This is a genomic window from Rhodothermales bacterium, assembly GCA_017643395.1.
GTDB lineage: Bacteria > Bacteroidota > Rhodothermia > Rhodothermales > UBA10348 > JABDJZ01.
Genome location: JAEPNP010000001.1, coordinates 977,934 through 991,130, shown reverse-complemented (window position 1 = coordinate 991,130; position 13,197 = coordinate 977,934). Strand labels below are relative to the sequence as shown.

General features: G+C 63.4%; 11 protein-coding genes. 5 read left to right on the top strand and 6 right to left on the bottom strand.

Going from position 1 to position 13,197, the window contains the following annotated elements; all coding sequences use genetic code 11:
• The first annotated feature begins 115 nt into the window (after nucleotides 1-115).
• Nucleotides 116-1,858, top strand: coding sequence for a T9SS type A sorting domain-containing protein (locus JJ896_03875; GenBank protein MBO6778774.1), 1,743 nt, complete (start codon nucleotides 116-118; stop codon nucleotides 1,856-1,858).
• Between the two features lie 96 nt (nucleotides 1,859-1,954).
• On the opposite strand, the gene JJ896_03870 is transcribed toward JJ896_03875, so the two are convergent.
• The 5 genes from JJ896_03870 to JJ896_03850 all read right to left on the bottom strand — a co-directional run bounded on the left by JJ896_03870 (nucleotide 1,955) and on the right by JJ896_03850 (nucleotide 8,282).
• Nucleotides 1,955-2,755 carry a hypothetical protein gene (locus JJ896_03870; GenBank protein MBO6778773.1) on the bottom strand — a complete coding sequence of 267 codons (801 nt, stop codon included), beginning with the start codon at nucleotides 2,753-2,755 and terminating at the stop codon, nucleotides 1,955-1,957.
• 32 nt (nucleotides 2,756-2,787) lie between these two features.
• Complete coding sequence (gene rho / locus JJ896_03865; protein ID MBO6778772.1) at nucleotides 2,788-4,830, bottom strand: transcription termination factor Rho; 2,043 nt, start codon at nucleotides 4,828-4,830, stop codon at nucleotides 2,788-2,790.
• Between the two features lie 226 nt (nucleotides 4,831-5,056).
• On the bottom strand, nucleotides 5,057-6,316 hold the full coding sequence (locus tag JJ896_03860; protein ID MBO6778771.1) for a hypothetical protein: 1,260 nt from the start codon (nucleotides 6,314-6,316) through the stop codon (nucleotides 5,057-5,059).
• Nucleotides 6,313-6,726, bottom strand: a complete 414-nt coding sequence (gene tsaE, locus JJ896_03855) for a tRNA (adenosine(37)-N6)-threonylcarbamoyltransferase complex ATPase subunit type 1 TsaE (GenBank protein MBO6778770.1) — start codon at nucleotides 6,724-6,726, stop codon at nucleotides 6,313-6,315. The genes JJ896_03860 and tsaE overlap by 4 nt, the downstream gene beginning before the upstream one ends.
• Nucleotides 6,723-8,282, bottom strand: coding sequence for a response regulator (locus tag JJ896_03850; GenBank protein MBO6778769.1), 1,560 nt, complete (start codon nucleotides 8,280-8,282; stop codon nucleotides 6,723-6,725). Before JJ896_03850 ends, tsaE begins: the two co-directional genes overlap by 4 nt.
• 148 nt (nucleotides 8,283-8,430) lie before the next feature.
• On the opposite strand from JJ896_03850, the gene JJ896_03845 reads away from it, so the two are divergent.
• The 3 genes from JJ896_03845 to trmB are packed head-to-tail and all read left to right on the top strand — an operon-like array spanning nucleotide 8,431 to nucleotide 10,414.
• Nucleotides 8,431-8,934: a ferritin gene (locus JJ896_03845; GenBank protein ID MBO6778768.1), complete on the top strand. Its 504-nt coding sequence runs from the start codon at nucleotides 8,431-8,433 to the stop codon at nucleotides 8,932-8,934.
• Nucleotides 8,931-9,464, top strand: a complete 534-nt coding sequence (locus JJ896_03840) for a hypothetical protein (GenBank protein MBO6778767.1) — start codon at nucleotides 8,931-8,933, stop codon at nucleotides 9,462-9,464. The genes JJ896_03845 and JJ896_03840 overlap by 4 nt, the downstream gene beginning before the upstream one ends.
• The gene (gene trmB / locus JJ896_03835; protein ID MBO6778766.1) at nucleotides 9,464-10,414 is read left to right on the top strand and encodes a tRNA (guanosine(46)-N7)-methyltransferase TrmB; all 951 of its coding nucleotides are present in this window, start codon (nucleotides 9,464-9,466) and stop codon (nucleotides 10,412-10,414) included. Before JJ896_03840 ends, trmB begins: the two co-directional genes overlap by 1 nt.
• Nucleotides 10,415-10,438: 24 nt before the next feature.
• On the opposite strand, the gene accC is transcribed toward trmB, so the two are convergent.
• Entirely contained in the window at nucleotides 10,439-11,929 is a 1,491-nt protein-coding gene (gene accC / locus JJ896_03830; GenBank protein ID MBO6778765.1) for an acetyl-CoA carboxylase biotin carboxylase subunit, read from the bottom strand.
• A gap of 138 nt (nucleotides 11,930-12,067) precedes the next feature.
• Between accC and JJ896_03825 the strand changes: the two genes are divergently transcribed.
• On the top strand, nucleotides 12,068-12,973 hold the full coding sequence (locus tag JJ896_03825; protein ID MBO6778764.1) for a J domain-containing protein: 906 nt from the start codon (nucleotides 12,068-12,070) through the stop codon (nucleotides 12,971-12,973).
• The last annotated feature ends 224 nt before the right edge of the window (nucleotides 12,974-13,197 follow it).

The following is a 13,197-nucleotide window of genomic DNA, read 5'->3' as shown; positions in this document are numbered from 1 at the left end:
CGGCCTCCGGGTCGCCTTTCGTCGTTTCTGGCCCTTGTTAAGAAACGCTTACCGCAAGTCTACCCCAGTGTTAATCCGCGCAACCACTCGAACCCACCCGAGCAATCGCTACATCATGAATCGCAATCTGTCCCTCACCCTGATCCTGATCGCGCTGCTGTTCACGCCGCAGTCCGCCGCCGCCCAGGACGACGTCGAGTCCCGGCCCACCGTGACCGTGACCGATGCGTCCATTGAAGCCGGTCAGACCGTGCGCTGGACCGCCGACAACGTCTATATCCTGGACGGCGTGGTCTTTGTCGAAGAAGCCGCCGAACTGCGCATCGACGCCGGCACGGTGATCAAAGCCAATGACGGCACCAACCGCGACGCTTCAGCGCTTGTCATCGCCCGCGGCGGCAAGATCTTCGCCGAAGGCACGGAGAACGACCCGATCATCTTCACCTCGGTCCAGGACAACATCTCCAGCCCGGACCTGCTGGACTACACCAGTCGCGGTCTGTGGGGTGGCATCGTGATCCTGGGGCAAGCCGGTACCAACAATCCCGGAGACGCCAGCGGCGACTACAAGGAAATTGAAGGCGTCAACGAAATCGTGGCCGCCGGTGACACCCGTGCGCAGTACGGAGGCACCAACGACGCCGACAACTCGGGCGTCATGCGCTACGTCTCCATCCGTCACACCGGTATCAACATCGGAGACTCGGACGGGAACGAGATCCAGGGCCTGACGCTGGGTGGCGTCGGCTCCGGCACCACGCTGGAGTACATCGAGTCCTATGCGTCGGGCGACGACGGGGTCGAGTTCTTCGGCGGCACCGTCAACCTGAAGTACTTCGCCTCCGTGTTCAATTCGGACGACGCGATCGACTGGGATCAGGGCTGGCGCGGCAAGGGCCAGTTCTGGTTCGTGCTGCAGGGTACCGACAAGGCCGGTGCCGCTGCCGAGCAGGATGGTGCCGGTGGGGATGAGTTCTTCCAGCCGTACGCCATCCCGACGATCTACAACGCCACCTACATCGGAGCAGGGGTGGGTGCGACTCCGGAATCGGATCGTGCGCAGATGCTGATGTTTCGGGACAACACGGGCGGCTTCTACCACAACTCGATCTTTACGGACTTCCAGACGGACCAGGGCGGCCTCGCGTTGACGATCGAGGAGTCTTCCAGCAAGCCGGAGGACTCGGCTAACCAGTTTACCAACGGCAACCTGGGCCTGACCAACAACATCTGGTTCGGCTTCGGCGCCGGTTCCGACTTCGCAAGCGTCGTCGATCCAGGAATCTCGATCCAGGCGACCGTGGTGGCCTACCTCGCGGCGAACGGCAATGCTTTTGTCGACCCGATGATCGCCGGAGTAGACCGTGGCACGACCGCCTCCGCTGGTCTCGATCCACGGCCCACCGGCAACAGTCCCGCCTTCACGCTTCCGCGGGCCGCGTACCCAGCCGGCGACTTCTGGACGGAAGTCGACTTCATGGGTGCTTTTGGCGCCGAAAACTGGTTGGAAGGCTGGACGGCACTGGACGCCAATGGTTACCTGGGAGACATCGCCGTCGATCAAACCGTGTCCATTCAGGACGGTACGGTGCCGGGCCGCATGGAGCTGACCCAGAACTACCCGAATCCGTTCAATCCAGCCACGACGATCCAGTTCGGACTGGACCGGGCTCAAACCGTGCGCCTGGCTGTCTATGACGTACTGGGCCGAGAGGTAGCCCTGCTCGCCGACGGGCCGCAGCCCGCCGGTGCCTTCCAGGTGCAGTTTGACGCCGGTCAACTGACCTCAGGCACCTATGTCTATCGCCTGACGACGCCAACCGGCACTGTGTCACGCACCATGATGCTCGTGAAGTAAGCATCCCGGCCGAGGGTTGACGTTACCCTCAGCCATGCATTGCTCTGGCAGGGGCCGGGTTCCTTTGGGAGTCCGGCCCTTGTTGATTGGTGCCGGCTAGGACCGGTCGCGGGTCTGCTGGCGGCCGCCGGGCACCGTGCCAGCACTCAACGGATCCTCGGGGATCACCACGCGGGCAGTCGTGGCGTCCAGGGCGGTCTCGACGGCCGGCTCCTCAGAGGCGACCGAGGGTACCGACTGGCTCACATGAGCTATGAGGTCCTGCAGCTTTCTGCTGGCTCGCCGGGCGGAGGCTGCGAGGGTGAGCCTTGCAGCCGACAGTCCCAGACCACCGCCAACCAGCACGCTTGTGATTCCGAGCCCCGGTCCGGCGCTCTCGGCGACAGCCAGCACGGTGGCCAATCCAGCCCCAGCCGCCGTGCCGATTATCTGAGTCAGGATCCTGCCCAGTGCCGAAGAACGACTGACCTCCATCCGGGCGGAGTCCTCGTAAGAGGTGACCGTTGCATCGACGCGGGCGATCTCGCTGCCCATGTCCATCACCGCGCGATGCCAGTAGCGCACATTTCCAACCGTCTCGGCTTCGCCCGCACCCCCCAGATGCCGGCGTAGTACCTGCAGGATGTGTCCCCACTCCGCATCGCCCACCGGTCCGGGCAGGGAGCCAGCAGCGCGGATATCGGGGATGGACAAAAAGCCGCGACGCGTCGGCGCAGGCGCGGACGCTACCTGGGCCGCCGCCCGCCTGACAACGGAAGCCGGAAGGCCCATTTCGGAGGCGATGTGCTCCACCTCGGAAAGCGACAAGGCAGGTCCTGCTCCGGTCTCCTTTTCGTGGAGCTCCGTCGCCTTCTGAATGATGGCGCCTACTTCGGCGTCCGTGAATTGACGGGCCATGCGCCCAATCTGGGGGAGGTTTCGGGTATGGTCTAGCTATTCATGACGACCATGAACTCGTCGTTGTTGCGCGTGCCACGCATCTTGTCGAGCAACCACGTCATCGCCTCAACGGGCTCCTTCTCGGCCAGCAGGCGTCGCAGGATCCAGATGCGGCTGAGCTTCTTGTCCGGAATGAGCAGCTCTTCGCGGCGCGTGCCGGACTTGATGACGTGGATGGCCGGGAAGACCCGGCGGTTGGCCATGTCGCGGTCCAGCTGCATCTCGGAGTTGCCCGTGCCTTTGAACTCCTCAAAGATCACCTCATCCATCCGGCTGCCGGTGTCGATCAGAGCAGTACCGATGATGGTCAGCGACCCGCCCTCCTCTACGTTGCGGGCGGCACCGAAGAAGCGCTTCGGCCCGCGAAGGGCTCCCGCCTCCATACCACCGGACATGGTGCGGCCGGTGCTCGGAGAAACGGTGTTGTGGGCGCGTGCCAGGCGGGTGATGGAATCCAGCAGGATAACCACATCCTGGCCGGCCTCTACCAGGCGCTTGGCCTTGTGCAGCAGGATGTCCGCCACCTCCACATGGCGATGCGGATCCTGGTCAAACGTCGAGGCAATCACCTCTCCCTTGACGTTCCGCTGCATGTCTGTGACCTCCTCCGGCCGCTCGTCCACCAGCAGGATGAGCAGTATGCACTCCGGATGGTTGGTGCTGATTGCGTTCGCAATCTTCTGAAGGAGGATCGTCTTGCCTGTTTTTGGCTGGGCCACGATGAGGCCCCGCTGCCCCTTGCCGATGGGGCAGAACAGGTCAATGACACGCGTGGAAACCTCGCCCGGCAAGGTCTCCATGGTCAGCATCTCTTCCGGGTACAGCGGCGTGAGATGGTCAAAGTCCGGCCGGTTCTCCAGCTCAATCGGATTGCGTCCGTTGATGGAGTGCACCTGGATCAGCGCAAAGAAGCGTTCGCCCTCCTTGGGGGGCCGCACCTCGCCATCGACCGTGTCTCCAATCTTCAGGTTGAAGCGCTTGATCTGACTCGGAGAGACGTAAATGTCGTCTGGGCTGGGCAGGTAGTGGAACTCCGCAGAGCGCAGGAAGCCGTAGCCGTCCGGCAGAATCTCCAGCACGCCGACCTTGCGGATCATGCCGTCCAGCTCGATCGCGTCCGGATCGTAGTTCTGCATGTACTCGGGCTTGTCGCCGTAGACGCGCGCCATGCGCTCTTCCCGGCTCTCGCGGCTGCGATTGCGGTTGCGCCCGCGACGACGGTCCCGATCCGGGGGATCCCGGTACTCCTTGTCGCTGAATCCGCTGGACTGGGCCTGAGGCTGCTGGTCCTGGCGACCTCCGCGATCGCGGTTGCGATCCCGCTTGTTGCGGTCCTTGTTGCGGTCCCGTTTGTTGCGGTTGCGCCCCCCTCCGGAATCGTCCCCACCACGCTGCCGGCGCCCGCCGTCGTTGCGGTTGCCTTCGTTGCGATTGCCGCCGTCATTCCCGTCGCGTCCGCGCCCGCGTCCACGCCGACCCCGGCGACCACGCCCGGAGTTCTGATCATCTCCGGAATTCGAGTCACCTCCGTCGCCGGACTTGGACTCTCCGCCTGAGCGCGAGTCGGAGCCTCCACCGGAGCCGGAATCGCCGCTCTTGTCGTCACGGCCGCGCCCGCGTCCCCGGTTGCGGCGATCTCCCGACTTCTCCTCGGTGGCAGAGGACTCCTCTTCTTCGCCCTTTGATGCCGTCGTCAGATCGACCCGCACGATGCGGTTGCCACCCGACTTGCGGGAGCGTCGGCCTCCGGATTCCTCACGCGACCCGGACCCGGAGCCCGAATCCTCCTTCCTGGATTCCTGTGCTTTACCGCGGCCGTTTGAGTTGCCCCGGGAGCGGCCGTTTGACCGCTCCTCCTTGGCCGGGGGATCGACGTTGGGTTTTCCGGAGCCGGACTGCTTTTCGGCCTGGGCTTCCAGAATGAGATAAACCAGATCCTGCTTCCGCATGGCGGAGAATCCGGAGAGCTTCATCTTCTTGGCGAGCTCTTTCAGCTCGGGAAGCTTTTTCTCCTGCAGATCAGTGATGCGCATGATGCAAAACGGGGGTTTCAGGTCGGTTCAACGACCTCACACTATGGGCGGCTTCGAGACCTTTCGAATGTGCCGCTTGGACCGGACGGCCCGGAGGAAATGGAGTTGGGCGGGGGCGACGTTGCTTCAGCCAGATGCGCCCTCCACGGGTGCACAACAAGGGGCCGCAAGGGATTCCGGGGCCCACACCCGGGGCTGACACAGCCCGGGATCATCAAATATAGCCCTACAGGCCGTTGGCGGCAACCACCGGGTCTTCATACTCACGGAGCCAGATCTCTACGACCTGATGGCTGCCCGTAACGAGTCTGGGTACGGTCGATGCGACCTCCGGATCGACAACCGAAACGCCGGCAGCACGGAGTTTTTCTGCCAGTGTGTCGGCGTTTATCGCCCGCGGAGACGCAACGTTTACCACTTCCACAGACAAGTTCAGCTCCCTCAGTGCGACGGCTACCGGCTCCAGCTCCTTGTCAGCCATGAGTCCAAGGCGCACGCGGGCTTCTCCCGGGCCCGCGTCCCTGCGAAAGCGTTGCAGGACAGGGATCAGTGCGTCGGGGTTGTGGGCGACATCCACCACGCAAAGTGGCTCTCTGGAGAGTATCTCGTAGCGGGCCCTGAGCCCCGACAGCCGTCGTACGTGTCGCAAGCCGGAGCGCACTGCGCGCGGCAACAGCGGCACGTTGAGGATGTCCAGCAAGATCTCCGACGCCAGAACGCCCGTGGCGGCGTTCTCCCGCTGGTGCGCCTGCTCAAGACCCGGCTTGAGGTGGGTGAGGCGTCGTGAGGGGGTGTTTAGCGTGGAACCCTTCCAGCGACCGGCCGCCTCGATCAGGGGCGCCTGAAGCTTCAGGGCGGTTTCCCGAATGGCATGGGCCGCCGGGAGATCCTGCTTGCCCAGCACCACGGGGATGCCCGGTCGAATGATGCCGGCCTTCTCACTGGCGATGGCCTGCACGGAATTCCCCAAAATGTGCGCGTGGTCCAGGGCTACGCGCGTAATCACGGACACTGCGGTATCCAGCACGTTGGTCGCATCGAGTCTGCCGCCCAAACCGACCTCGACAACAGCCGCGTCGACATTCTCCTCGGCGAATCGAAGCAGGCTCAAGGCCACCGTCGCTTCGAAATAGCTGGCCTGAGTACCCTCTATGGCAGGCCGCCACGTCTCTACGGCCTGGTCAAGCCACTCATGTGGAGCGGCGATCCCATTGACCCGCATGCGTTCGCCGGGGTGCAGCAGGTGGGGAGAGGTGTGCAGCCCCGTGCGAAGGCCGTGCGATGTGAGTATCGCCGCCGCGAAGGATGCCGTGGAGCCTTTCCCGTTGGTACCTGCGACATGCATGATGGGCATGCCCCGGTCGGGTCGTCCCATAGCGGCGAGCAGCGCGCGGATTCTAGCCAGTCCTGGCTTGAGCGCCACGTCGCCGGCGAGGCCGTACTGCGGCATCGCCATCAGGTAGGCCACTCCTGACAGCTCGTTCATGGCAGGGTGATGCTGCGCTTGCCGCCGCCCTGGTGCTCTATGTGTACAGCGACCGCATCGGGCGGAAGCATACCGGCCATGCGATCGGGCCACTCGACGGCTACCAGATGTGCCGTATCAAGATATTCCTCCATACCCATCTCGACAAACTCCCGTGGGTCCTCAACACGGTAGGCGTCCACATGGATTACCACCCCATCGTCCACGAGATACTCCTGGGCAATCGTGAACGTGGGGCTGGAAACTGACGCAGCGTCTCCACCCAGTGCCGACACCATGCCGCGCACGAATTCGGTTTTGCCGGCGCCAAGGTCACCCTGCAAGGCGACCACGGAGCCTGGCTCAAGTCGCGCCGCGAAGTCGGCGCCGATCTGGCGGGTGCGCTCGGTGGAGTCGGAGGACACCGTCACCGCTTGGGCGTCAGCGTTGCTACGGGCAGGATCATTTCTTCCATGGAGGCCCCGCCATGCTGCATGGTGTCGCGATAGCGATTCACGAAGCGGTGGTAATTGGTCGGGTACACGAAGTAGTAGTCCTCCTTCGCGATGATGAAGTTGGAACTGCGCCCCTGGCTCGGCAACCCGAAGGACTCCGGGTTGCGCACGAAGATGGCGTGCCGGTCGTCGCTCTTGAGGTTGCGGCCGTACTTGTAGCGGAGCGCCGTGGACGTGTCACGATCCCCAATCACCTTGGTCTCATGCAGGCTGCGAACGGCTCCATGGTCGGTGGTGACGACCACCGTGCAGTCCGACTCAGCAAGGGTCTGAAAGGCCTGGTACAGCCAGGAATGCTCGAACCAGGTCCGCGTGAGAGCACGGTAGGCGCGCTCATCGGGAGCGATCTCTTTCAGCACTGCGGAGTCCGACCGGCTGTGGGCCAGGATGTCGACAAAGTTGACGACCACCGCCGAGAGATCGTTGTCCAGGTACTCGTTCACCGCCCCGGCGAACTCGCGCCCGTCCTGCGTGGAGATGATCTTCGTGTATCGCGTGCGGGGTGAGAGGTGTCGGCGGGAAAGCTGATCCCGCAGCAACTCGTCCTCGTTGCGATTCCTCGAGTGCTCGTCATCCTCACCGTCGGACCACATCTTGGGGTACCTCCGGGCCATTTCACGGGGCAGCAGCCCGGAGAAGATGGCGTTGCGGGAGTAAGGGGTTGCCGTCGGTAGAATGGAGTAGTGGAACTTGCGCTCGATGCCGAACAACGGATACAGCAGTCGCTCGAACTCCAGCCACTGGTCATACCGCATGCAGTCGATCACAAAGAAGACCACCGGTTTGCCCTTGCCGAGAAGCGGCGTGACGTACTCGCCGACCACCTCGTGGGAAAGCACCGGCCGATCCTCATCCGGTGCCGTGTCCACGTTCGCAATCCAGTCCTCGTACTCCTTCTCGATGTACTTGCAGAACGCCCGATTTGCGTCCCGAAACTGGTCCTCGAGCACCTGCCGTGCCCCATCGTCCGATTCTAGTTGCAGATCGAACGAGACGAGCTTCTCATAGAGGTCGACCCATTCGGCATGCTGCAGATGCCCGTGCAGTCGCGACGAGATGGCCGCGAAGGACTGCATGTAGCTCTGCGATACCTTCTCGCTCTCCAACCGGGCACGTTCCAGCAGGCGCTTGCAGGTCAGCAGCACCTGACTGGGGTTCACCGGCTTGGTGAGGTAGTCCGAGATCTGCCCACCGAGCGCCTCTTCCATCAGGCGCTCCTCCTCACTCTTGGTCACCATGACCACGGGCACCTCCGGTGAGAGCTGCCGGATTTCGCCCAGCGTTGCGATGCCGTCAAGGCCCGGCATTTGCTCATCGAGCAGGACCAGGTCGTACGGGTCCTGCCGCATCTGGTCGACCGCATCCGACCCGTTTGTGACGCTCGTTACGTCGTAACCCTTGGACTCGAGAAAGAGAATGTGCGGGCGGAGCATGTCGATCTCATCGTCCGCCCACAAAATCCTGGCTGCCATAGCTGTTCGGTTGATTCAGAACTCAGGTACAGTAGCTCAGGCGCATCCAGTCGGGTTTTTTCGGTCGCTTCATACCTGCGGCCCCTGGATTGGTTGCCGGGGGCCCGTCAGGGGTACGTACCTTGCACCTCGTCGAAAACACGGACCCATGAAGCAAAAAGTAGTCGAGGCGGTCAATCGCCAGATACGAGAAGAATTTCAGTCTTCGTACATCTACCTGGCCATGTCGGCCAGATTTGAGGCTCTGAAGTTGCCAGGCGCGGCTGCATGGATGCGCAATCAGGCGCGCGAGGAGGTCATGCACGCCATGAAGTTCTTCGATTTCCTGATCCGCCGCGGGGAGAATCCCGTGCTTGAAGGACTCGAAGCGCCGACCGTCTCCTTTGACAACATCCTCGACGCCTTCGAACAGTCCCTCGCCCACGAGCAGCATATCACCAAGTGCATTCACGACCTGTACGAGGTCGCCCAGGCGGAGCGCGACTATCCGCTGCAGACCCTGCTGCACTGGTTCATTGACGAGCAGGTGGAAGAGGAGGAAAACGCCGAGGGCATCATTGACAGCATCCGGCTGGCCGGACAGGCCGGTGAGGCGCTCTTCATGATTGACCGTGAACTCGGCCTGCGCGAGCCTGAGGACGAGGAAGCATGATCGCCCGCTTGTTCGTTCTCTCTCTGGCGATGGGGTCCCTGGCGGTCTCCACGTCCGCGCAGGAGTGGCCGGTACCGGACTCGGCTGACGTGTCCACACTGGACGGCATCATGCGTGCCTACTACGAAGTGGTGTCTGGGGCGGCCGGATCTGCGCGCGACTGGGATCGGGACAAGTCTCTTCATATCCCGGGCGCGCTCGTGGTGATCACCGGCGCAGTGGGCGATTCGGTAGCCATTCGTCCGGTGACCATCAGCGAATGGCATGAGCGCAGCGGGCCGGTGCAGCAGAACGGGTTCTTCGAATACGAGATTGCTCGCCAGGTCCGCCAGCACGGATCGACCGTGCACGTGTGGTCGACCTACGAGTGGAAGAGCACCCCGGACGGCCCCGTTGGTGGGCAGGGCATCAACTCGATCGAGATGGTCTGGGACGGTGAGCGCTTCTGGATCACGAGTTGGGGCTTCGACGGTCGAGGAACGCCTGTGCCGCTGGAATACCTCCCGCAGAAGCCGGCAGGCGGCCTTTGATGCGCTACGACGGCGGCGTTCTGCTGCGAAAGAAGGACTTCGGACAGGGCCCCCAGGCGCTGTTTGAGCGGGACGGGCCGCTTGTAGTCGAGATTGGCTTTGGGGACGGGCGGTTTCTGGTGGAACTGGATCGGCTACACCCCGAGTGGAACACCCTCGGCGTGGAGATCTCCCTGGCTTCCGTGTCGCGCGCGTTTCGACGCATGCACAGGGAGAACGTGCGCAACGTACGGCTGTATCGCGGCCACGGCCGCATGTTGGTCCGGGACTTCCTGACGGAGGACTCCGTGCGCAGGATCTACGTCAACTTCCCGGATCCGTGGCCGCGTCGCAGGCAGGTGTCGAATCGGCTCCTGCAGCCGAGATTCTTCCGCATGGCCGCGAATCGTCTTCAGGCCGACGGTGATCTCATGCTGACCACCGACCATAAGGAATATTTTCAGTTTGCTCGTGCGTCAGCCGCAGACTCCGGCGTGTTCTCGGAGGAGGTGCTTCCGCCGCCGGCGGAGACCCTGCGCACCAAGTATGCGCTCAAGTGGCAGGACCAGGAGCGCCCCATCTATCACGTGGTATTCCGGCCGACGGCACGTCCGGCGGCTCCGGAGCCCAGGACCGTTGTTGAAGCCATGCAGCATGCGCTGATGCAGGGAGATTTGCACGCAGTTTCCACTATGGATAAGCATGTGCGCCGATTCGACGGCGGCGTCGTGGTGGTGGCGCAGGCCTACCGGAGTCTGGACGGCAAGGAGGTGCTTTTCGAGGTCGTGGTCGAGGAGGCGGACCTGCGCCAGGAACTCCTGGTCAAGGCGCGTAAAAAGGAGTCCGGGATTTACGTAGCGCTCGAGCCATTCGGAGATCCGATGGGCACACGCGGTTGCCGCGAAGCGGTGCGGGCCGTCACCGAGGTGCTCGAACAGCAAGGGCTGCGGACTGAATCAACCTGGATCTAGGGCCGCGGTTGGCGACGAAGCAGCTCAGTCCCGCCGTCTCCGCGCCCACTCTGATCTGTGGCCGTTGGCCGCGGTGGCCGTCACCGGGTCCGCCCGGCCGGAGGCTTTGGCCTGGTGCGCCGCGAACGCAGCCAGCAGCTCCGCATCGCCCGTCGGCGAGATCAACTCCGGATCGAAGTGGCGCTCCACGAACCGCGTCGAAAACGCGCCGGACGCGAAGGCTTCGTGCTGCATAACAAACCGGCAAAACGGGAGTGTGGTCTCCACGCCGGCCACCTCATACTCGTCGATGGCGCGGACCATTCGGGCGATCGCTTCGCGTCGGGTCGGCGCCCACGCGGTGAGCTTGGAGATCATGGGGTCATAGTGGATCTGGACCTCATCGCCCTCTTCTACGCCTGCATCTACGCGCACGCCGGGTCCCGAGGCGGGCCGGTGCACCTTGAGACGGCCAGGGTCCGGTAGAAAGCCCGTCGCCGGGTTCTCGGCGTACACCCTGCACTCGACCGCGTGCCCGTGAATCTGCAGGTCCTCCTGTTTCAGCGAGAGCGCACGTCCTTCCGCGATCCGGATTTGCTCGGCCACCAGGTCCGTGCCGGTGATCCACTCCGTAACCGGATGCTCCACCTGTAGCCGCGTGTTCATTTCCATGAAGTAGAACGAACCGTCCGTGTCCAGGAGAAACTCCACCGTTCCGGCGCCGACGTATCCGCAGCTTCGGGCCGCGCTGACCGCAGCCTGCGCCATCGCCTCCCGGAGCTCTGGCCGCATGCCGGCCGCCGGTGCCTCCTCCACCACTTTCTGGTGGCGCCTCTGGATGGTGCATTCCCGCTCGAACAGGTGCAGGCAGGTGCCGTGCATGTCGGCAAGCACCTGAAACTCGATGTGTTTTGGCTCCTGGATAAACTTCTCGATGAACACCCGGCCGTCACCAAAGGCGGAAGTCGCCTCGCGGGCTGCGGCGTCCATGGACCGCACGAAATCACCCTCCTCATGCACGATGCGCATGCCCTTGCCACCGCCACCGGCGGCGGCCTTGATGAGCACGGGGAAGCCGATATCGCGCGCAATCTCCAGGGCCTGTTCCGAGTCGGAGACCGCATCGACCGTACCCGGAGCCATGGGTACGCCGGCTTTCTCCATCAGGGCTCGTGCCGCGGTCTTGTCTCCCATCGCCCTGATGGCAGCGGGAGGCGGACCGATGAAGCGTACCCCTGCCTCCTGACAGGCCTCGGCGAATTCGGCATTCTCGCTCAGAAATCCGTACCCCGGGTGGATGGCATCGGTGCCCGTCATGAGTGCAACATCCAGAATGCGCTGCATGCGCAGGTAGGACTGCGCAGAGGGCGCGGGTCCCACGCAATACGCCTCGTCGGCAAAGCGCACGTGCATGGCCGCCTGATCCGGCTCGCTATAGACGGCAACGGTCCTGATGCCCAGTTCGCGACAGGTGCGCATCACACGCACGGCAATCTCTCCGCGATTGGCGACGAGAACCTTCTGGATGGGGGTCACGGATGGCACGCTTTATGCCCGGTCTTGGATGGAGACTTCCGACTGACAGGAATGCAGGGATTGACAGGATTCCTGGACGCGCAACGCGTGCTGGTCGGCAGTTTTGTCAGATAATACCACAGGCGACGCGCGCATCGAATGCCGGCACTGAAAGACTACTACAAGATTCTCGGAGTGGGGGAGACCGCTTCCGCCGATGAGATCAAGAAGGCTTTTCGCTCGCTGGCGCGGAAGTACCACCCGGATCGCAACCAGAGCGACTCCTCCTCCGAGGAGCGGTTCAAGGAGGTCCAGGAGGCGTACGAAACCCTGTCGGATTCGGCCAAGCGGGCCCAGTATGATCGAGCCCGCAAGCATCCGTTTGGATCCGCGTTCGGCGACGCGTTCACCACCGGGAACGGCGGGCGATTCTACCGCTCGCCGGACGGTACGTACGTGCGCATGGAGCGCGAGGGACCTGGTTCCGGCAGCGGCGAGCAGGATCCGCTTGGTGGATTCGGCGATCTCTTCGGACGGTTCTTTGGTGGCGATGGCGCAGCTGGTGCCCGCCGTGTGGAGCCTGAGACAGAGGTGGTTCTGACGTTCGATGAGTCGCTGGAAGGCGGCAAGGTCGAGCTGACGCTTCCGGACGGCTCCAAGGTGCGTGTGCCGTTTCCGAAAGGGGTGGCAGACGGCTATAAGGTGCGGCTGAAGCGCAAGGTGGCCGGCCAGCAGCGGGAGCTCTATGTGCGGTTCAAGGTCCGCCCGGACGGCAACTTTCGGCGAGACGGCAACGACCTGCACACCAAGGTCGAAGTGACTGTGTTCGAGGCGATGCTGGGAGGATCGCGCGCGTTGAGCACGCCGTATGGGCGAAAGCTGAAGCTCAACATCCCCAAGGGCACGCAGCCCGGGGAGCGACTGCGACTGCGCGAGCAAGGGGTGGAGACCGAGTCAGCTACAGGTGACCTGTTTGTGGAGATCGTCGTCAAGATCCCCAGCGGGCTTACCCGTTTTGAGGAAGAGGAGCTGCGAAAGGCTGCGGAGAAGGCCAATCTGATTTAGGCGGTGGGCCGGGCTGGCGAGGCTGGCGGGCTGGCGAGTGCGGCGGGCTCCTTTTCGGCCGTCAAACCCTCGAAGTGGACTATCGGGGCCCGATTCCACAAGCGCCAGCCGCGCGCGGCCGTCGGAGTGGAGAATCGGGGCTTATTCCATATCTCCCCGGATCTTGCTGAGACGCACATGGAAACGGGCGGGTTGATTCCACCTTGGCTGCCGCAGCCCACCGC

Excerpts from the sequence above, each read along its gene's own strand:
- JJ896_03875 (MBO6778774.1), top strand. The coding sequence starts at position 116 with ATGAATCGCAATCTGTCCCTCACCCTGATCCTGATCGCGCTGCTGTTC.
- JJ896_03870 (MBO6778773.1), bottom strand. The coding sequence starts at position 2,755 with ATGGCCCGTCAATTCACGGACGCCGAAGTAGGCGCCATCATTCAGAAG.
- rho (MBO6778772.1), bottom strand. The coding sequence starts at position 4,830 with ATGCGCATCACTGATCTGCAGGAGAAAAAGCTTCCCGAGCTGAAAGAG.
- JJ896_03860 (MBO6778771.1), bottom strand. The coding sequence starts at position 6,316 with ATGAACGAGCTGTCAGGAGTGGCCTACCTGATGGCGATGCCGCAGTAC.
- JJ896_03850 (MBO6778769.1), bottom strand. The coding sequence starts at position 8,282 with ATGGCAGCCAGGATTTTGTGGGCGGACGATGAGATCGACATGCTCCGC.
- JJ896_03845 (MBO6778768.1), top strand. The coding sequence starts at position 8,431 with ATGAAGCAAAAAGTAGTCGAGGCGGTCAATCGCCAGATACGAGAAGAA.
- JJ896_03840 (MBO6778767.1), top strand. The coding sequence starts at position 8,931 with ATGATCGCCCGCTTGTTCGTTCTCTCTCTGGCGATGGGGTCCCTGGCG.
- trmB (MBO6778766.1), top strand. The coding sequence starts at position 9,464 with ATGCGCTACGACGGCGGCGTTCTGCTGCGAAAGAAGGACTTCGGACAG.
- JJ896_03825 (MBO6778764.1), top strand. The coding sequence starts at position 12,068 with ATGCCGGCACTGAAAGACTACTACAAGATTCTCGGAGTGGGGGAGACC.